A 20,912-nucleotide genomic window follows, 5' to 3' on the forward strand; every position below is an offset into this window, starting at 1 on the left:
CCCCCACAACGGCAATGGGCCGATCTCGCGCAGCACGGCCGCGCGATCTTCAATAGAAGGGGCGGGGCCAGGCGAGGTCATGCCGCCCGTTTGGCCGCGATGGCATTGCCCGCGCGGCTGGAACCCTTGCGGTTCAGGTTGGCCGACATCCACTGGCCGATGTCGACCACGGCGTCAAAGTCCACGCCCGTGTCGATGTTTAGCCCGCGCAACATGTACAGCACGTCTTCGGTGGCGACGTTGCCCGTGGCGCCCTTGGCGTAGGGGCAGCCGCCCAGCCCGGCAACCGACGTATGGAAGATCGAGATGCCGGTTTCCAACGCGGCCAGGATGTTGGCCAGCGCCTGGCCGTAGGTGTCATGGAAATGGCCGGACACGCGCGCCGGGTCGACCACGCGGGTCACCGCCGTCATCACGTCGCGCACCAATCGCGGCGTGCCCACGCCGATGGTGTCGGCCACGTCGATTTCATCGACCTGCATTGCCAGGTAGCGTTGCGCCACGTCCACCACCGATGCAATCGGAACCTCGCCTTGATACGGACAGCCCAGCGCGCAGCTGATGCTGCCGCGCACGCGGATGCCGGCGTCGCGCGCGGCCTGCACCACGGGTTCGAAGCGGGAGATGGATTCGGCGATGGAGCAGTTGATGTTCTTTTGCGAAAACGCTTCGCTGGCGGCGCCGAAGATGACGATTTCGTCCGCGCCGGCGGCCAGCGCGCCTTCAAAGCCCTTCATGTTCGGCGTCAGCACGGAATAAATCGTGCCCGGGCGCCGTTCGATGCGCGCCATGACGTCGGCGCCATCGGCCATCTGCGGCACCCACTTGGGCGACACGAACGACGCGGCTTCCACATTGGGGAAGCCCGCGGCGGACAGGCGGTTGACCAGCTCGACCTTGATGTCGGTCGGCACGAATTCCTTTTCATTTTGCAGACCGTCGCGGGGCGACACTTCGACGATCTTCACGCGGGAGGGCAAAGCCATGTCTCTTCCTGGTTCGATTTGGGTGACGCGTCGCGCAACACTGCGGCGCCATCGCCAATATTAGCGCCATCGCCGCGCGCCGGGCCTGCGCGCTTACGCGGGTGTTGGGCCATTGGATGACCCTACTTCAAACGTTGGTAGCGCCCGTCATCCAGACGGGCGAGCCGGCCCTCTAGTTCCAGTTCAACCAGCTGCGCCTGCAGGTCGCCGATGGCGATGTTCGAACGCGTCTGGATGGCATCTACGTGCAGCGGGTCGTAACCCATCGCGTCCAGCACGGGGTGGTCCGGCAATGACGGGGGCGGGGGCGGTGCACGGCGGTTGACGGGCGTGGGCCCGCCGCCCAATTCATCGGTAATGTCCGCTGCGGTTTCCACCAGCTTTGCGCCCTGGCGGATCAAGGCATGGCAGCCGCGCGACAAGGGCGAGTGGATCGAGCCCGGAATGGCGAACACTTCGCGCCCGCTTTCGCCGGCCAGCCGCGCCGTGATGAGCGAGCCGCTTTGCTTGGCCGCTTCCACCACCAGCACGCCGCGAGCCAGGCCCGCCACGATGCGGTTGCGTTTGGGAAAGTGGGGCGGCAAGGCGCCGGTGCCCAGGGGGAATTCAGACACCAGCGCGCCGTGGCCGGCAATGCGGTGGGCAAGATCGCGGTGGCGGGCGGGGTAGATGCGGTCAATGCCGGTGCCCATGACGGCGACGGTGCCCGCGCCCTCGGGGCCGGCGTCCAGCGCGCCTTCGTGCGCCGCCGCGTCGATGCCCAGCGCCAGGCCGCTGATGACGCGCCAGCCGTGGCCGGCCAGGTGGCGGGCAAAGGCGCGCGCGGTTTCCTGGCCCCCGGGCGTGGCGTTACGCGCGCCCACCACGGCCAGCGATGGGCCTTGCAGATAAGCCGGGTCGCCCGCCACGTACAGCAGAATGGGCGGGTCGGCAATGGTCAGCAGGCTTTGGGGATAAGTCGGGTCGGCCAGCGTCACGATGTGGCGGTGCGGCGCGTCCACCCATTGCAGCGCGGCGTCCACCTGCGCCGCCATGTCCGCCGGCATGGGGGCAGCCAACTGGCGCGCCAGCGCATCGGGCAGGTGGCGGGCAAGGGCGGTGGCGCGCTGGGCGTAGACCTGCTCGGGCAGGCCCAGCGCGCTCAGCAGCGTACAGGCGGTGGCGGAACCCACGTTGGGCTCCAGGGACAGCCGCAACCAGGCGGACAGTTCGGCGGACGTATGCGTAAGCGGCATGAGGCAGGCGCGATGGCGTCAAGGGTGGCAAGTGTCGCATGCAAGGCGCAGCCGGTGCCGGTGCGTGCGTGTCGTTTCGATCTCTCTTGTCCGCTTGCTTACCAGCCAAAAAAGCGGGGACGTAACACTCCGGCAATGCTCCACTTAGCCGAAAACTATTAGAAATCAATACTCTAATGAATTAAACTCTTGCCTACGCATCAATTACTGGCGATCCCTTTTCAATGGCTTTACTTCCTATCCTTCGCTATCCGGACCCGCGCTTGCACAAGAAAGCCAAGCCGGTAGCCGAAGTCGACGACCGCATCCGTCAACTGGTACGCGACATGGCCGAAACCATGTACGACGCGCCGGGCGTCGGCCTGGCCGCAACGCAGGTTGACGTGCACGAACGCGTGGTCGTGATCGACGTGTCCGAAGACAGCGACGACCTGCTCACGCTGATCAACCCCGAGATCACCTGGCGCAGCGACGACTACAAGATCTACGAAGAAGGCTGTCTGTCGGTGCCGGGCATCTACGACGAAGTCGAACGTGCTTCGCGCATCCGCTGCAAGGCGCTGGATATCGACGGCAAACCCTTCGAATTTGAAGCGGACGGCCTGCTGGCCGTATGCGTCCAGCACGAGCTTGACCACCTGGAAGGCAAGGTCTTCGTCGAATACCTGTCCAACCTGAAGCAGAACCGCATCAAGACCAAGCTGAAGAAGGCCGAGCGCGAAGCGCTGCGCGACTGATTCCCTGTTGTTTGATTTTTTGGTCTGAACCCCATGCGCCTAGTTTTTGCCGGCACGCCGGAATTTGCCCGTATCGCCTTTGACGCCTTGCGGGCCGCCGGTCACGACATCGCCCTGGTCATGACCCAGCCTGACCGGCCCGCTGGACGCGGCTTGAAGCTGACGCCCAGCCCGGTCAAGCAAGCTGCGCTTGACGCCGGCATACCCGTTGCCCAACCGCGCAGCCTGCGGCTGGACGGACGCTATCCCGACGAGGCCGCCGAAGCGCGCGCACTGCTGGAACAGGTTGCGCCCGACGTCATGGTCGTGGCCGCGTACGGGTTGATCCTGCCGCAATGGGTGCTGGACCTGCCGCGCCTGGGCTGCCTGAATATCCACGCCAGTCTGTTGCCGCGCTGGCGCGGCGCCGCGCCCATCCAGCGCGCCATCGAAGCCGGTGATGCGCAAACGGGCGTGACCATCATGCAGATGGATCAGGGCCTGGACACGGGCGATATGCTGCTGGAGCGCGTGGTGCCCATCTCGGCCGACACCAACGCCGCGCAATTGCACGACGCCTTGGCGTTGGCGGGCGGGCAGGCCATTGTGGACGCGCTGAATGCGCTGGAACAAGGCGGCTTGACGCCGACCAAACAGCCCGAGGCCGGCGTGACGTACGCCGCCAAACTGGACAAGGCCGAAGCCGCGCTGGACTGCACGCAAGCGGCGGCATTGCTGGCGCGCCGCGTGCGCGCCTTCAACCCCGTGCCGGGCGCCAGTATCCGGCTACCTGGCCTGCCCGACCCCGTCAAGGTCTGGCGCGCGCAAGCGCTTGAAGACGCATCGGCGGCCCTGGCGGCCGAGCCCGGCACCGTGCTGCGCGCCGAGGCGGACGGCATCGACATCGCCACCGGCGACGGCGTGCTGCGGTTACTGGAATTGCAAAAAGCCGGCGGCAAGCGCCAGCCCGTGGACGTGTTCGTGCGGGGCTGGCAACCGGCCTGACGGCGGGTTACGCCGCGGCTGCGCCGCGCCGGGCGGATCACAGCCCCCGCCTGCACCCCACGCCGGTCACGGACGAGTTGCCGCCAACAAATCCAGATACGCGCCCGCCACCAACTGCGTGGGCGCGACACCCAGCCCGGCCATCAACGTGCGGGCTTCTTCGCTGCCGGCGTCCAGGCTTTCGCCATCGCGCAGCACCACTTCAAGTTCCAGAAAATCGCCCAGCCCCTCGACCCGATCCAGATGGATGCGCGTGCGTCCGGCCATGAATACGGTGCGGTGCTTTTTCACGCGGCCGATTGCGCCGTAGGCCAGCGTCAGCGTCTGGCGCAGGGTGTCGGGCGAATCGGTCGGTGAAATGGCGTAGAAGCTCTCCTTGGGGCCGGCTTCGTCCGAGCGACGATAAAAAATGAGCTCGCCGGTGCCGTCGCCAAAGGCGCGCAGCTTCAGGCGCCCATGCGTGCACGTGAAAAAGGTGTCGTCCTGGTCAAGAATCACCGGTTCCTGCCCTGACAGCGCGGCGGCCAGGGGTTCAAGCACGGCCAGGTTGTCGACCCGTGCCTTGATTTCAACGTTGCGAGCCATGGCGTTACCCTCGCGCAAGATGAATGCAGACGGCACCGATACCGCACGGATACCGCATCGATACCGCGCCGCATCAATACCGCATCAATACAGCGTGCCCGCCACCCGCGCGGGCAGGTCGCGGTCGTAAGCCGCGCCATCGAAAGTACCGGCCGTCAGGTCGGACAGGATGCGTCCCGTGCTGGGCAGCGCGCTGCGTGGCACCTGCGTGGTCGGGTCCCATAGCCGCGATCGCAGCAGCGCGCGCGAGCATTGGAAATACACCGTCTGCACGTCCACGATCAGCACCGAGCGCGGCAGCTTGCCGTCCATCGCAAAGCGCGCAAGCAGCGCCGGGTCGACACTGACGCGCGCCGTGCCGTTCACCCGCAGTGTTTCACCCACGCCTGGCACCAGGAACAACAGCGCCACGCGCGGGTCAACCAGAACATTCAGCAAGCTGTCCATGCGGTTGTTGCCGCGGCGGTCTGGCAACAGCAGCGTCTTTTCGTCTTCCACCACGACAAAACCGGCGGGGTCGCCGCGCGGCGAAGCGTCCAACCCGTCCGGGCCTGATGTTGCCAACATCGCAAACGGCGCCGCTTCAATGAACGCGCGGTAATGCGGGTGCACGTGATCCACTTCCTTCTTCAGCGAGGCCTCGCCGGGCGCGCCGTACAACCCTTGCAGCGCGGCGGCGTCGGTGACGAGATGAGCGGGGTCGATGTGCATGGCGGGTTCCGGTTGGCAGCGTCAGGCCAGGATGGCGGGTAGGTCGGCTACGGTCAAAAATAGTTCGTCGGGCTTGCGTTCGCGCAGGGCGTCCACATGGTTATAACCCCAGGCGACCGACCCCACGCGCACGCCGGCCTTGCGGGCGGCGTCGATGTCGCGCATTTCGTCGCCCACCAGCAGGAAGCGTTCGGGCGCGACTTCATGGCGCCGCATCAGGCGGTCGATCTTGGCGGCCTTGCCGAACAGATCGGTGCCGCATTCATAGTCGTCGAACAGCGCGCAGGTGTCCGCGCCCAGCACGCGCTGCACGTTTTCAATGGAATTCGAACTAATCACCGCCAGGCGCACGCCGCCTGCCTTGATGCGCGCCACCGCGTCGGCAATGCCGTCGAACAAGTGCACGCTGGGGTCGATGTCCTGCATCAGCGTGCGCACGTGCGTCATGATGGCCGGCAATTTCCACAGCGGGATGCCCAGGTACTTCAAGATTTCCGAGGCCTCGCGGTGACGCAGGTTTTCGCGCTCGGTCAGGTCGATCTTGCGAAAGCCGTACTTGTCGGCCACCGTGTTCAGGATGGAATTGAACCAGGGCATGGTGTCCGCCAAGGTTCCGTCAAAGTCGAATGCAGCGATGTCGTATTTCAAGTAATCAATCCGTTTGCCGGCTTCTGGCGGGTCTACAAGCCGTTGGGGTGAAGCAAATAGTGCACGACCGGCGCCAGCGCTTCAAGCGGCGGCGCGCTGGCCACCACGCGCGCGGCGTTGGTCCAGGGGTAGTCCAGGCCCAGCAGCCAGCCGAACACGGCGGGCATGTCGCCGGGCGGCAGCGTGACCATGGTTTCGATGGTGATGGTCAGGTCCGTGGCGCGATACGGTTGCGCCTGGAACTTCCAGTCGTAGCGGCCGCAGCCTACGCGCACATTGCCGGTGGCCTTTTCGGTCATGCCGACGATCCAGTCGCACTGGTAGTCGGGCAAGCGCGCCTCGGGCGCGGGACGCGACAGGTAGAACGTGTAGACGTTTTCGTAGGTCTGGCCAAACTTGCGCACCAGGGTGTCCGCAATGGCCGCGACCCCGTGGGATTCGGGCGGGAATGCGATGGCCTGGGTACGCAAGGCCATTTTCAGGACCGCGTCCGACGCGAATGCCCGCGCCAGATGATGCGGCCGGTTTTCATCCTTGGCGTGGAAATAGTCGCGCAGCACGGACTCGGTGCTGGCGGGGGACAAGGAATCGGAAGTCATTTCAAGAACGGGCGTCATGGGCTCAACAGGGCAAGAGGGCCATCAGGCCGTGATGGGGTCGAACCACTTCGAGACGTTGGGCGGCTCGTAGATGGCGTAGCGATCCAGCAGCAGGGCGGGGTCTTCTTCCACCACCAGCATGTCGCGATGCTGCGGCCGGATGAAGGCTTCGTCGACGGCGTGATCCACGAACTGCACCAACGCGTCGTAGTATCCCGCGACGTTCAACAGGCCGCAGGGCTTCTGATGCATGTTCAGCTGCGCCCACGTCCACACTTCAAAAAATTCTTCCAGCGTACCCGCGCCGCCAGGCAATGCGATGAAGCCGTCGGACTTGTCGATCATCATTGCCTTGCGCTCGTGCATGTTCTGCACCAGGTGCAATTCGGTCAGGCCACGATGCGCCTGTTCTTTCTTTTGCAGCAATTCCGGGATGACGCCGATCACGCGGCCGCCGGCGGCCAGCACTTCGTTGGCCACCACGCCCATGATGCCGACGACCGATCCGCCGTACACGAGCCCCAGGTCGCGCTTGACCAATTCGCGGGCCAGCACGCGGGCCTGCTCGATGTAATCCGGCCGGGTGCCGGGGTTCGAGCCGCAATACACGCAGATGTTCTTCAGGTTCATAACAGGTTCGTGAAGGCCGGGCCCGTTACAGATTGCGTCACGGGCGTTCCGGGAAGTCGATAGTTTACGAGAACGTCAGCGGGTGCGTTTGGGGGCCCCGGCGCCGTGCAAATTGGTGGCAGGAGCAATGTTTGGACACAGCAACTTCTGCTGCGATCGGTAGACTGAGTCGTTCGGTACGACTGGAAATCCAGCGTCGTAGGGCTTTCACTAACAGAGGAGCGAACGATATGGAACAAACGACCCGAACCCCCGAGAAGGCCAGCCGCCCATTCGACATGGACGTGAAGGCGATCCGCGCCAAGGCGCGCCAGGACATTGAGTCAGGCGCCGTTACGGACACCTATCGCGCAGACCGGGAAACCGTGCTGAAGCTGCTGAACGAGGCACTGGCCACCGAAGTGGTCTGTGTGCTGCGCTACAAGCGCCACTACTTCATGGCTCGCGGCTTGAATGCCGAACCGGTGGCGGCAGAATTCGCCGAGCACGCCACGCAAGAACAGGAACACGCCGACCGTCTGGCTGAACGTATTGTTCAGCTGGGGGGCGAACCGAACCTGTCGCCGAAGGGCCTGCTGGAGCGCAGCCATTCGGAATATGTCGAAGGGACATCCCTGCAAGACATGATCAAGGAAAACCTGATCGCCGAACGCATCGCCATTGACAGCTATCGCCAGATGATCGAATACATCGGTGAACAGGACTCGACCACGCGCCGCTTGCTGGAAGAGATCCTGGCGGTTGAAGAGGAACACGCCGACGATCTGGCGGACTTCCTGTAAAAGTAGCCGCTATACGGTAGTGGCCGCACGGCAAGGGCGCCTGAAACTCGGGCGCCCTTGCCTTATCAGAGGGCTTCGCCCCACAGATCGTATTCATCCGACTCGGTAACGCGCACGCGCACCAGATCGCCCGCCTTCAGGGGCTTGTCGGAACTGACGTACACACAGCCATCAATCTCCGGCGCGTCCGCGCTGCTGCGGCCGATGGCGCCGTCTTCATCCACTTCATCGATCAGCACGTCGATCTCGCGGCCCACCTTGCGGGCCAGGCGCGCGGTCGAAATGCCTTGCTGCAATTCCATGAAGCGTTCCCAACGGTCTTGCTTCACGTCGTCGGGCACGGGGTTGTCCAGCAGGTTCGCGGGCGCGCCTTCCACCGGCGAATACTGGAAACAGCCCACGCGATCCAATTGCGCTTCCTGCATCCAATCCAGCAGATACTGGAAGTCTTCCTCGGTCTCGCCGGGAAAGCCCACGATGAACGTGGAACGGATGGTCAGGTCGGGGCAGATTTCGCGCCAGCGCTTGATGCGCGCCAGCGTCTTGTCTTCAAACGCCGGGCGCTTCATGGCCTTCAGGATGCGCGGGCTGGCGTGCTGGAACGGAATGTCCAGGTAAGGCAGGATCTTGCCTTCGGCCATCAGCGGAATCACTTCGTCCACGTGCGGGTACGGGTACACATAGTGCAGGCGCGTCCACACGCCCATTTCGGACAGCGCCAGGCATAGTTCCGTCATGCGCGTCTTGACCGGGCGGCCGTTCCAGAAACCGCTGCGGTACTTGACATCCACGCCGTACGCGCTGGTGTCCTGCGAGATCACCAGCAGTTCCTTTACGCCGGCCTTGACCAGGCGTTCGGCTTCGCTGAGCACGTCGCCCACCGGACGGCTGACCAGGTCGCCGCGCATCGACGGAATGATGCAGAAGCTACAGCGGTGATTACAGCCTTCCGAGATTTTCAGATAGGCGTAGTGGCGCGGCGTCAGCTTGATGCCTTGCGGCGGCACCAGGTCCAGGTACGGGTTGTGGTCCTGCTTGGGCGGCGCGGCATCATGCACGGCGCGCACCACCTCTTCGTATTGCTGAGGGCCGGTCACTGCAAGCACGCTGGGATGCACCTTGCGGATCACCGATTCCTCAACGCCCATACAGCCGGTCACGATGACCTTGCCGTTCTCGGCCAGCGCTTCGCCAATGGCTTCAAGCGATTCGGCTTTGGCGCTGTCGATGAATCCACAGGTGTTGACGACGACGACGTCCGCATCGTTGTACTCGGGCGTGACTTCGTACCCTTCGGTGCGCAGTTGGGTCAGGATGCGTTCGGAGTCGACCAGGGCTTTAGGACAGCCCAGGCTGACGAAGCCGACTTTGGGGGAAGACATGGAATACCTCGGTGGGCGCGAGCCGGCGCCAATGATCAAAACGTGCGCAATTTTAGCGCGGCGGAGCGGGGGCCGTTATTTTAGGGGAAACGCGGCGCATTCATAGCGTGGTGTGTCGCCTGCGCGCTGCTTTGCGTCGGCCACGCGTTGCCCCGATGCGGTACGCAAATCCGGCGGTTAAAAATCAGACAATTACTAAAATCTCCTAACGCCGGCCAATGACATTAATACGGCGTTCAAATTCTAGTAAAAATCAGATTTTGATTATTCGCGCCGGTTTCCATTGTTTTTGACTATCTCGTCACGCAAACTGCCTCAACATTTAGTTTCAACGAGATAGCACGCGCCCTCGGTTTGCTGCGGGCGCGAAACCGTTATGAATTCCTATTGGTGCCGGCGAGTCGCCGCAGTGGTATTGATCGCGGCGGGCGCTTGCCCTACCGAGCCCTTCGCGCAGACCCCGCCCGAGGCGGTATCACGCCCTTCCGAAATCGAACGCAGGCAAGAGCAAGAGCTGGACGCCCAGCGTGCCCGCTCGGCCGAGCGCCCGGATGTCTTGTCGTCCGATGCCGCGCGCGGCCGAAGCGGGCTGGACCTGCCCGTTGAAACGCCATGCTTCGTCATCGGCAATTTGGCCTGGGATGACGCGCCACCCCCTTCTGACTTGGCCGGGGCCGCTCGCGCTGTCATCGGCCAACGCGTCGGGGGACAAGGGCTGCGGGCGTTTCAGGAATATCTGAACGGCTGGCTGATCCAGGACGGCCAGATCACGGCACGCGTCGTCGTGCCTGAACAATCGCTGGCGTTAGGCGCGCTGACGCTGCGCTTTCTGCCCGGCCGCATCTCGGCCGTGCAAGACGCCAATACCGTTGGATGGTGGCGCACCGCCTTGCCCACCGGCCCTGGCGGCGAATTGAATCAGCGCGATCTGGACCAGGCGCTGGAAAATATCCGCCGGCTTCGTGGTCAGGCGGATGCCACCATCGATGTCGGGCCCGGCCCCGAACTGGGTGACTCCGACATTATTCTGCGTCCAGGCACGGGCAAGCGTTGGCATGGTTACGTGGGCAGCGACAACGGCGGCCTGGACGCCATCGGCAAGTATCAGGTCAACGCCGGGCTGACCTTGGATTCCCCCTTGTTCCTTTACGACCAGCTGTCTGTGTCGTGGAACAGCAATGCGCGCTGGCGCGATGCGGACTCGAACACGCGCGCAGCGTCCATCAATTACAGCATCCCTTTTGGCTACTGGACGGCCTTTGCCGGCGCCAGCAAATCCACCTATCGCCAAACCGTGGCCGGTTTTGACGAACCCATCGTCTACGGCGGCACCACCAAGCAGTTGCAGGCGGGCGTGTCGGTCGTGCCCTATCGCGGTACGGACTACAAAGGCACGGCGACGCTGGCGATGCTGCGCAAGCGCGTCGGCAGCACGTTGAACGACGTCGCCATTGAAGTCCAGCGGCGCGACGTGACGGGCTACGACATCAACGTGGCGCATCGTCACTATGTGGGCCGCGCGGTGCTGGACGCCGGCGTTGGCCTGCGCGGCACGCTGGCCGGCCTGTCCGACCAGCCCGGCTACGTCTATGGCGACCCCGACTGGAATGGCCGCAGCACCATCGCGCTGGCCAATGCCGGGCTCTACCTGCCGTTTCAATTGGCGGACCAGCCCTGGGCGTACCACGTCAGCTGGCAGATTCAGCACGCCAAGACGCCGGTCGTGCCGTCGGACTACTTCACCATCGGCAATCGTTATGCGGTGCGCGGCTTTGACGGGCAGATGACGCTGGCGGCCGAAGACGGCTGGACGCTGCGCAACGACTTGTCGCTGGGCCTGGACAAACTGCTTGGCGGCCCCGGCCATCAACTGTATGCGGGCGTGGACGCCGGGCGCGTGGGCGGCGAGTCGGCGCGATGGTTGACCGGGCGCACGTTGGTGGGCGCGGTGACCGGGCTGCGCGGGCGCTTATCCCTTCCTTATGTCGATGCCAGCTATGACCTGTCTGCCGGCTGGCCGTTGAAAAAGCCGGAATCGTTAAAGACGGCATCCACCGTGTTTGCCGCGGCCGTGATGTTCGAGTTCTGATCCGGCGCTTTGCTTCGCCGGCTTTCCTGATTGATCTGGTCGACAAGACGCCGGGGCTTGCCCCCGGTGCCGCGCAGCTTGCGCCGCCGTCGACATTTACCTTACCCGGGTACGCATGATGTCCAAGCTTCGTTCGATGATAGTCTGGTCCGTCGTTTTCTTGCAGGTCTGGTCGCCGGTGCTGGCACAGACGTTGCCGATCACGGTCGACAAGAGCGTTGCGGGCGCCAAGCCTTCCGTCGGCGCAACCAACGGCGTGCCGGTGATCAATATCGCGCCGCCCACGGCGGGCGGGGTGTCGAACAACCGCTACACGCAGTTCAACGTGGGACCTTCCGGCGCGGTGCTGAACAACAGCGGCGGCGCCAGCCAGACGCAGTTGGCGGGGCAGGTGGGCGGCAACATCATGCTGGGCAACCAGCGCGCCACCACCATCCTCAACCAGGTCACCGCGCCGAACCCGTCGCAATTGCTGGGCACGCTGGAAGTGGCCGGCAACCGGGCCAACGTCATCGTCGCCAACCCCGCCGGCATCACTTGCAACGGCTGCGGCTTCATGAACGCCGACCGCGCCTCGTTGACGACCGGCCGCCCGCTGATCGGTGCTGACGGGCGTATCGGCTTTGACATCGCATCGGGCAACATCCGCGTGGATGGCGCCGGCTTGAACGGCGCCAACCTCAGCCAGGTCGACCTCTTGGCGCGCACGTTGGAAATCAACGCAGGTGTGTGGGCGGATCGGCTTAACGTCACGGCCGGCGCTGCGCGCGTCGATTACGACACCGGCATCGTCACCGCGCAAAGCGGCCAAGGCGCCAAGCCCGACGTGGCGTTGGATACGGCTGCGCTGGGCGGCATGTATGCAAACAGCATCCGGCTGATCGGTACCGAGTCCGGGGTGGGCGTGAACATAGGCGGCAACCTGGTGGCGCTGACGGGGGACCTGCACGTGAACGCGGCCGGCGACGTGCGTATTACGCCCAGCGGCACCGTTCAGGCGGCCGGCGCGCTGCGCGTTGATAGCGGCCGGGACCTTGCCGTGCAAGGCGTTGCGCAGGCAGCGGGCGCGACCACATTCGCCGCGCGTCGCGATGCAGACATACAGGGCGCAGTCGCGGCCGGCGGGCCGTTGAACGTGACGGCGGGCAAGAGCGTGGTCGTGGGCGCGCAAGGCGGCCTGCGTACCCAAGACGCGTTGCGCGTGACGGCAGGCCAGGATCTGGCGCTGTCGGGTCACTTGCTGACGGCCGATCAGAACATCATCGCGGTGGCGGGCCGCAACATGAAGATGGCGGGCTTGCCGCTTGCCGTTGTTCAGCCTGGCGCAGGTGTGGGGAATGGCAACGGTAGCGGTAACGGCAACGGCAACGGCATCGGCGTCGGCATCGGCATCGGCGACGGCACTGGCACTGGCACTGGCACTGGCAACGCCAACGCGATTGTCGATGCGCTCGCGACGGGCGCATCGGCCGGCGGGGCGTCGCAAGCGCCCGGCGTCATCTCCGCCAAGTCCGGCATCACGCTTCAAGCGGGGCGCGACCTGGTGCTGCCGCAACAGATATACACGTCCGGCACGTTGTTGACCCAGGCAGGCGCCAACATGGTCTCGGAAGTGGGCGCGCAGGCACAGTCGGCCAAGGGCATGACGATGCGCGCAGGCGCGGATGCCAATCTGGCTGGCGCGGCCTTGACGGACGGCACGCTGTCGATCGGCACAGGCCGAAATCTGCGCATGGACGGCAGCGCGCTGGCCTACGGCGGCGGCTTGGCGCTAAAGAGCGGCAACGATATGCGCTTGGGTCAGGCCAGCCGCGCGCAAGGTGCCCGCATCGCGGTGGACGCCGGTGGAGATGTCCGCGTCGGCGGTGACATGGTGTCCGGGGAAACCATTGCCGTGAAGGCGGCCGGCAGTGCGCTGCTGGCGGGCACGTTGAACGGCAAGCAAGGCATACACGCACGGACGGGTGGTGCGCTAAGTGTCTCCGGCGCGGCGGACGCCGCCCAGGGCGCCGTGACGCTGGCGTCGGGCGCTGACCTTTCGGTTACCGGCACTGGCAGCGTGCAAGCGCGTGGCCCGGTCGCGTTGCACGCCAAGGGGGCCTTGAACGCAGCGGGCACGGTGTCGTCCCTGGCTGCGCTGACGGTACAAGCGGCGCATGACGCCAAGGTCAGCGGCAAACTCTTGGCGGGCGGGCCCCTGCGGCTTCAGGCGGCGGGCGATGTGGCAGCGGGCGCGAACGCGCGCTTGCAATCGGAAGGGGCGATGACGCTGTTGGCCGGGCAGGATCTGTCCCTGGCAGGAGAGGCCGAAACCAATGCGGGATTGAAACTGGATGCCGGGCGCGATCTGCTCGTCGATGGGGCGGCACGCGCCTACGCCGGCGCGGTGGCCATGAACGCGGACAACGCATTGCAGCTGGGCAAGACCAGCCGCGTGCAGGGCGACGGCGTATCCGTGCGGGCGGGCGGCAACTTGGTCGCTGATGGCTCGATGGCTTCACGGGGCGACATGGCAGTAGCGGCGGGCCGGGACGTGCGCGTCGGCGGCCAGGCACAAGCCACGGGCAAGCTGAATTTGCACGGCGCGGGTGACGTCACGATTGCGAAGGGTGCAAGCCTGGACGCGGAACGCAGCGCGGCCGTCACGGCGGGGCAAGACATCGTGATTGCCGGCGCGCTGCGCAGCAACGAAGGCAGCCGTGTCGAAGCCCGGGGCGCATTGCGCCTGGATGGCGAAACGTCGGCGGCGCAAGGCGCGCTTGAACTGTTGGCGGGCGGTGATCTGTCGGTCGGCAAGCACGGCAAGGCGCTGGCGGCAGGCACATTGCTAGGCCAAAGCGGCGGCGCGTTGACGGTAGACGGGGCGCTGTCCAGCAGGAATGCACAGAGGTTGACGGCGGCGAGCGACATTGCGATAGGCGGCCAACTGCTGTCCGGCGACACGCTGTCATTGCGCGCCGGTCTAGACCTGGGTGTTGGCGCGGCCGCGCAAGTGCAATCCACCACAACCACAACGTTGAATGCCGGCCGCGATGCCAATCTGGCGGGCACGGCGGTCAGTGATGGTTCCATGGCGATGCACGCGGTGCGCGATCTGAATGTGAACGGCGCAACGCTGGCCTACGGGGGCGCACTTGACCTGACAAGCGGCAAGGATCTGCGCCTGGGTGCAAGCAGCCAGGCGCAAGGGGTAGGCGTGGCGGTGGCTGCGTCCCGTGACCTTTATACCCACGGCGAAATCCTTGCCGAAGGCTCCGCGCTGCTGACGGCGGGTGATCGGGCAGTGCTGGGCGGCAAGCTCGCGGCCGATGGCGAACTGACGCTGCGGGCGGCGGGCGCGGCCCAGCTTACCGGCGCATTCGAAGCGACGGGCAGCGCGTCCCTGTCGGGCGGCGAAGATGTTGCGCTGGCAGGTAGCCTGCGCAGCAACCTGGGCACGCAGGTGGACGCGGCGCGCAAGTTGGATATCACTGGCGCCGTTGGTGCGGTGCAGAGCGCCGTATCCCTGGCGTCCGGCAGCGACCTCACCATAGGTTCCAGTGGCCACGTGCACGCGGCGGGGCCAGTGGCCTTGCGTGTCGGCGGCGCACTGAGCGCGGCGGGCACGGTGTCGTCTATGGCGGCGCTGACGGCGCAGGTCGCGCGCGATGCCTGGGTAGACGGCAAGCTGTCGGCGGGCGGAAACCTGTTGCTTGATGCCATCGGCAAGGTGACGGCGGGCGCGGATGCGCGCCTGCATTCGGAAGGCGACATCTGGGTGTCGGCCGGCAAGGATGTGGCTTTGTCGGGCGAAGCGCTGGCCAACGCCGGTATTACGTTGGACGCAGGCAGCGACTTGCGCATCGATGGCACGGCGCGTGCCTATGACGGCGCACTGACCATGAACGCGGGCAACGCACTGCGGCTGGGCGCGTCCAGCGGCACGCAAGGGGCAGGCATATCGGCACGGGCGGGTGGTGACCTTCACGCGGCGGGCACGATGGGGTCGCGCGGCGCCATCGATTTGGCTGCCGGCCGCGACGTTCGCGTGGACAGCACCGCGTCGGCAAGCGGCAATATTTCCTTGGTTGCGCAACGCGACTTGAGCATGGGGCGGACGGCGCAATGGCAAGCCGAAGGCGCGTCCCGTGCGACGGCGGGTAACGATATGACGTTGTCCGGCGCGTGGCGGGGCAATGGCGACATGTCGCTGGCCGCCGTCGGCGCATTGACCCTTGATGGCGAACTGGCCGCCAGCGTGGGCGGCCTGAACCTGAGCGCGGGGCGAAACCTGTCGGTGGGCGCGCTGGCGCGCATCGCGGCGGCGGGGCCCGCGCGTGCAACAACAGACGGCGACCTGCTGGTGGCCGGCACCGTCAGCTCATTGAACGCGCTGACCTTGCAGGCCGCGCGCAATGCCCGCATCAGCAAGCAGCTTTACGCGGGTGGCGCGCTGGATGTGCAGGCCGGCCACACGCTGACCGTGGCGGGCGGCGCACAGCTTCAGTCCGACAGCGCGATGGCGCTGAAGGCAGGCCAGGATCTGAATATCGTCGGCACGGCGATGTCCGAAGGCAGCATGGCGCTGACGGCCGCGCGCGACCTGCGTGTGGATGGCGATGCGCTGGCCTACGGTGGCACGCTGGCCTTGAAGGGCGGCAACGATGTGCTGCTGGGCTCGGCGAGCCAGCTTCAAGGGCAGGGCGTGCAGGCGCAGTCCGGGCGCGACCTTGCAGCCAGTGGTGTGCTCGTTTCCAAGGGCGATGCGCAATGGCAGGCCGGCCGGGATATCGCGGTCGACGGCAAGGTTGGCGTGGACGGTTCGCTGGATCTGGTCGCCATGAACGACGTGCGCGTCGGTGCGACCGGGCAGCTTGAAGCGACCACCACCGCGCGTATCCAGGCGGTGGGCGGCGCAACGATCGCGGGCGCGGTGCGCGGCGATCACGGCGCATTGATACAGAGCGGCGGCGCGATGGCCGTGACCGGCACCGCGGCATCGGCCAAGGGGCCGTTGCAGTTGATCGCCGCACAAGACCTGACGCTGTCGTCCGACAGCCGCGCGCTGGCGGGCGGCGCTTTGCTGGCACGCGCGGGCGCATCGCTGATGGCGGCCGGCACCTTGTCATCGCTGGCCGATGTGGTCCTGGATGCCGGCTCCAACATAACGCTGGCGGGCCAGAATCTGGCGACGGGCGCTATCACCGCAAACGCCGGCGGCGTCTTGGCCGCCTTGGCGGGCTCGCGGTTGCAGGCGGATGGATCTGTCGACGTCCGAGCAGACAGCGCGGCGTTGTCGGGCACGCTGGTGGCCGGACAATCGGCGCAGCTGCGCGTACAGCGGGACCTGACGGTGGATGGCACTGTGCTGGCCGACGCGGGCACGCTTACCGCCAGCAGTGGTGGCGATATGACGCTGGGCAGCGCAAGCGAACTGCAAGCCGGCGGAAAATTGCTGGCGCAGGCGGGCGGGAAGTTACGAGCGGCGGGCACCTTATCCGGTGAAACCGACATCGTCATGCAAGCGGAGTCGGATGCCGAGCTGAGCGGCAAGACGGTCGCCAACGGTACGCTTGAAATCAATGCTGGCAGGGATCTGACGGTTGCGGACAAAGCCTTGGCACAGGGCAGCCGCAACTTGCTGCTGACCGCAGGCCAAGACCTGCGCATCGCAGGTACGGCGGGCACGGCAGAGGACGCGGGCAACTTGGGCACGGAGGCCAGGGGCGCGGCGGCTGGGGGCGATGCCGCCCAGCGCGCAGAAGCCAAGCGGGCAGACACCGAAGGCACGGACACCGAAGGCACAGACCTCGAAGGCACTGGCTCTCAAGGCGTCCGCACCAGAAGCGCGGGCACCAAGAAAGCAGCTACCACCGGGGGCACGCTTCGCGCACAGGCCGGTCGCGATCTGTCCATCACGGACACCGGCACGGTCACCGCGGGTTCCCCCATTGCACTGAAAGCCGTTCGTGACATCAACATCGACGGCATCGCCACAGCCCTTGCGGGCACGTTGCACGCCGACGCCGGCGCCAAGCTGCAAGTGGGCGCCTCGGGTCGGATGCAAGCGTCCGACACCCTTGCCGCAAGCGCAGGCACTGATCTGGATTCCGACGGCGTCATTGCGGCGGGCGGCGGCCTCACGCTGGCAGCGGGCGGTAGCGCCCGATTGGGCGGCGTTGTGGCAGCGTTGGGCGAGCGCGCGGCCGGGGATGCGCAGATCTCCGCGCAACACGACCTGACCATCAAGCAAGGCGGACAAGTCCAGGCTGCCGGTGCGCTAAGCGCGCACGCAGGCCAAGACCTGAGCGCGTTGGGCGCGTTGAGCTCGGTTGCCGACATGGCACTGACTGCCACGCGCGATGTGCGCGTGGACGGCACCGTGGCTTCCGATGCCAACCTGACGCTGACCGGACGCAACCTGACCGTTGCCGCAACCGGTCTTGCCCAAGCAGGCGGCACGCTTGCCGCCACCGCCCAAGAGGCCGTGCTGGTAGCTGGGCGCATGTTGGCGGGGCATTCGCAATCGTTGATCGCGGGTAACGCCCTGACGGTGCAAGGCACGGTGGCCGCGCTGAACGGCGACCTGACGATGACCTCGCGCCAAGGCGACGTAGCTTTGGGCGCGGCATCGACCGTGCAGTCCAGCGGCATGTTGACGGCCGATGCCGGTGCTGCGCTGCGCGCCCAGGGTTCGCTGGCCGCAGGCCAAGGCATGACCTTGCGCGCAGGCACGGATGCTGCGCTGGCTGGCGCCACCGCCACGCAGGCGGGCGACTTGAACGCCTTTGCCGCGCACAACATGACCGTTGCGGCAGACGGCCGCCTTCAATCCGCCGGCGCGCTGACCCTGAAAGCGGGCGGCACACTGGCCAACGCGGGCGTGGTGTCGGCCAATGACGGCGCCAGTGTCAGCGCGGGCGCCGCGTTGCTGAACCAGGGTTCCGTCCTGGCAGGCGGCGACCTGCTCGTCACCACACCGGGCGTGCTCGACAACGCAGGCCGATTGGTCGCCGGCATGAACGGCGAAGGCGCCCTTAACCAGCCGGGCAGCCTCACGCTGAAAGCCGGCCACATCCTTCATCGCGGCACCAGCCTGGCCGGCAAGGACCTGACGCTTGCCGCAGGCAACCTGGACCTTGCGCATGGCGCGCTGTCCGCAGCGGGCAACGTCACGCTGGCCACGCCGGGAGACATCGATGCCCGTCATGCCGTCGTACAGGGCGGCGGCGTGGAAATCTCAGCCGCCAACTTGAACAACCAGGCAGGCAAACTGACCTCGACCGGCGCGGCCGGCCTGACGCTGGCGGGCACGCTGGACAACACCGACGGGCTTATCGCCGCCGCGGGGGACTTGAACATCGCCGCCACCACGATCGTCAACCGCGAGGGCACGCTGGCGGGCGGCAATCTTGTACTGAAAGCCAGTGCCACCGTCGACAACCGCGCCGGTTTGATCCAGGCCGATAACGCCCTGACGCTGACGTCAGGGTCGCTGGATAACAGCGCCACGCTTGCGGTGGCGGGCGGAGCACCGAAGGGCGTGCTGGGCAAGGTGGTTGCCATCGTGGCGGACCGCGTCGACAACCAAGGCGGATCCATCCAGGCGGGGCAGGATCTGAGCCTGACCACGCGGGAACTGGATAACCAGGGCGGTGAGGTGGCCGCACAAGGCAACGCCCGCATCGTGGCCGACACCTTGAAGAATGGCCAGGGCAAGCTGCTGGCGGGCAACAGCCTGACCGTCATCGCGCAGGTCTTGCATGGCCTGGGCACGCTGCAATCGGCGGGCGATCTCAGCTTTCACTACGCGGGCGCGTTGAACCAGACGGGCGACCTGTCCAGCGGTCGCGATTTGAACCTGTCGCTGGGCGGGGCGCTGGATAACAGCGCCACCATCAGCGCTGGGCGCGACCTGAGCATCCAGGCGGATTCGCTGGTCAACCATGCCACCGGCCAGCTTCTGGCGGGCGGCGGCAACACCCTTGACGTCACGCACGGCCTGACCAACGCGGGCCTGATCGACGGCGCCATCACGCGCATCAACGCCGGCCGCGTGGACAACCTGGCCCGCATCTACGGCGACAAGGTCGCGATTCAGACCCACACGCTGGTCAACAGCGCCGGGGTAGGCGGGGGCGCGGTCATCGCGTCCCGTGGCGCCATGGACCTGGGCGTGGCTTCACTGGTGAATCGCGATCATGCGCTGATCTACGCCGGTGCGGACCTTGCCATTGGCGGCGCGCTGGATGCCGGCGGCAACGCGGCGGGGTACGCGGGGTCGTTGTTGAACTCGGGCGCCACCATCGAAGCGGCGGGCGACGCCCGCATTTCCGCGGCGTCGCTGCTTAACCAGAACGCCGGCTATAGCAGCCAGACGGTAGTGGTGTCTTCCCAGCCCAAGGTGTACTTCACCCCGGCGGGCAGCACCGACATGTACGACGCAGAGACCAACTGGCTGTGTGACGAGGTCACCCCTCAGTGCAGCAAGGACCCGGCTTGGCTGGACGACGATCCCGAGCGCATGTTCCTGCTGCCGTCCGACAAATATCCGGCGGCGCGCTACGGCCCCCCGTTCGACTACACCCCGGGTGGAAAACGCAAGGCGGGTGTCAGTTCGCCGATCGCGTTGGCTTATTACCCTGCCGACTACGTATGCAGCGGCGGCGACGCGGATACCGCATGCTGGGACATCCCCGAAGGCTTCGGCTATGCCTCCGACGCGCGCATATGGTCCGTTTTTGGCGTCACCCCGCCGACAGGCACTTTGCCTGTCTGGGTTCCCCCGGAAGCGCCCTGCTTTACCAACAGTCCGGAGTGCCTTGCAGAAGGCGCCCGCCGCAAAGCCTATGAAGCGGCCTATGCCGCGTACAAGGCGCCGTTCATGGCGCTGGACGCCCGCATCCGCGAATTCAACGCCGATTTCGGCAACCGCCTGGTCGGCACGCTGACCTACTACCAAGTCAACGAAACCGTCACCGAAACGCGCACGCTGTCGTCGGACCCGGGCAAGATCCTGTCCGGTGGCGCGATGACGCTGGCCGGTTCCGTTACCAACGACAAGAGTCAGATCGCCGCGGGCGGCGCGCTGCACGTGGCAGGCCCCGCCATCCACAACATAGGCGCGGGCGGCCAGCGCACCGTCGTGCGCGAGGGCACGGCCACGGTCTCGCAGGCGCGGTCCAAGGACCGCAAGGAATACTCCTCCGGCTACACGGCCACCCTGGCCGGTCAAGCCATCGAGCTTCCCGTGGGAACCTCGGGCGGACACACCAACGTCGCGTTGGCCGGATCGGCGCCGGGCAACACGGGTATCGGCAAGCCCGGCCCAGTGCTGGTCGCCAGCCTGGAACTGCCCGGCGGCACGGTGGTGCGCACCGTTTCCAACCCCGCCAGCATTCCCGACAACCAGCTGTTCACCGTAGACAAGCGCCCCGACGCGCCGTACCTCGTCGCGACCGACCCGCGCTTTATCGGCCAACGGCCCACGGTATCCAGCGACTACCTGTTCGATCTGCTGCGCAAGCCCGATGCATTGCCGGGTACCACGGTCGCGGGCGGGGCT

Annotated in this window: 13 protein-coding genes; 5 read left to right on the top strand and 8 right to left on the bottom strand. The window is 66.1% G+C overall.

The window, feature by feature from the left end:
- Positions 1-77: 77 nt before the first annotated feature.
- Together ACNPP0_RS03645 and dprA are read right to left on the bottom strand one after the other, a co-directional pair.
- Complete coding sequence (locus tag ACNPP0_RS03645; RefSeq protein WP_448705037.1) at positions 78-986, bottom strand: hydroxymethylglutaryl-CoA lyase; 909 nt, start codon at positions 984-986, stop codon at positions 78-80.
- Between the two features lie 122 nt (positions 987-1,108).
- Entirely contained in the window at positions 1,109-2,221 is a 1,113-nt protein-coding gene (dprA, locus tag ACNPP0_RS03650) for a DNA-processing protein DprA (protein ID WP_448705038.1), read from the bottom strand.
- Between the two features lie 224 nt (positions 2,222-2,445).
- Between dprA and def the strand changes: the two genes are divergently transcribed.
- Together def and fmt are read left to right on the top strand one after the other, a co-directional pair.
- The gene (def, locus tag ACNPP0_RS03655; RefSeq protein WP_448705039.1) at positions 2,446-2,958 is read left to right on the top strand and encodes a peptide deformylase; all 513 of its coding nucleotides are present in this window, start codon (positions 2,446-2,448) and stop codon (positions 2,956-2,958) included.
- A 33-nt stretch (positions 2,959-2,991) separates the two neighbouring features.
- The gene (gene fmt / locus ACNPP0_RS03660; protein WP_332609730.1) at positions 2,992-3,942 is read left to right on the top strand and encodes a methionyl-tRNA formyltransferase; all 951 of its coding nucleotides are present in this window, start codon (positions 2,992-2,994) and stop codon (positions 3,940-3,942) included.
- Positions 3,943-4,008: 66 nt separating this feature from the next.
- On the opposite strand, the gene ACNPP0_RS03665 is transcribed toward fmt, so the two are convergent.
- The 5 genes from ACNPP0_RS03665 to ACNPP0_RS03685 all read right to left on the bottom strand — a co-directional run bounded on the left by ACNPP0_RS03665 (position 4,009) and on the right by ACNPP0_RS03685 (position 7,115).
- Complete coding sequence (locus tag ACNPP0_RS03665; RefSeq protein WP_332609732.1) at positions 4,009-4,527, bottom strand: class IV adenylate cyclase; 519 nt, start codon at positions 4,525-4,527, stop codon at positions 4,009-4,011.
- Positions 4,528-4,611: 84 nt separating this feature from the next.
- Positions 4,612-5,238, bottom strand: a complete 627-nt coding sequence (locus tag ACNPP0_RS03670) for a pyridoxamine 5'-phosphate oxidase family protein (RefSeq protein ID WP_332609733.1) — start codon at positions 5,236-5,238, stop codon at positions 4,612-4,614.
- A gap of 21 nt (positions 5,239-5,259) precedes the next feature.
- Positions 5,260-5,886 (bottom strand): HAD hydrolase-like protein, encoded by a 627-nt coding sequence (locus tag ACNPP0_RS03675; RefSeq protein WP_046803107.1) that lies wholly within the window; start codon positions 5,884-5,886, stop codon positions 5,260-5,262.
- 32 nt (positions 5,887-5,918) lie between these two features.
- The gene (locus ACNPP0_RS03680; RefSeq protein WP_332610255.1) at positions 5,919-6,485 is read right to left on the bottom strand and encodes a hypothetical protein; all 567 of its coding nucleotides are present in this window, start codon (positions 6,483-6,485) and stop codon (positions 5,919-5,921) included.
- A 42-nt stretch (positions 6,486-6,527) separates the two neighbouring features.
- On the bottom strand, positions 6,528-7,115 hold the full coding sequence (locus tag ACNPP0_RS03685) for an LOG family protein (RefSeq protein WP_332609735.1): 588 nt from the start codon (positions 7,113-7,115) through the stop codon (positions 6,528-6,530).
- A 230-nt stretch (positions 7,116-7,345) separates the two neighbouring features.
- On the opposite strand from ACNPP0_RS03685, the gene ACNPP0_RS03690 reads away from it, so the two are divergent.
- The gene (locus tag ACNPP0_RS03690) at positions 7,346-7,897 is read left to right on the top strand and encodes a ferritin-like domain-containing protein (protein ID WP_332609736.1); all 552 of its coding nucleotides are present in this window, start codon (positions 7,346-7,348) and stop codon (positions 7,895-7,897) included.
- 65 nt (positions 7,898-7,962) lie between these two features.
- Here the strand turns inward: ACNPP0_RS03690 and rimO are convergent, their stop codons facing one another.
- A complete protein-coding gene (rimO, locus tag ACNPP0_RS03695; protein ID WP_332609737.1) occupies positions 7,963-9,279 on the bottom strand; it encodes a 30S ribosomal protein S12 methylthiotransferase RimO in 1,317 nt (438 codons plus the stop codon).
- Between the two features lie 376 nt (positions 9,280-9,655).
- Here rimO and ACNPP0_RS03700 point away from each other — a divergent pair, with 376 nt between their 5' ends.
- Together ACNPP0_RS03700 and ACNPP0_RS03705 are read left to right on the top strand one after the other, a co-directional pair.
- Positions 9,656-11,368 (top strand): ShlB/FhaC/HecB family hemolysin secretion/activation protein, encoded by a 1,713-nt coding sequence (locus tag ACNPP0_RS03700; RefSeq protein ID WP_448705040.1) that lies wholly within the window; start codon positions 9,656-9,658, stop codon positions 11,366-11,368.
- A 118-nt stretch (positions 11,369-11,486) separates the two neighbouring features.
- A partial coding sequence (locus ACNPP0_RS03705) for a two-partner secretion domain-containing protein (protein WP_448705041.1) occupies positions 11,487-20,912 on the top strand: 9,426 nt, incomplete at its 3' end.

Source organism: Achromobacter semiaridum, from assembly GCF_053543755.1.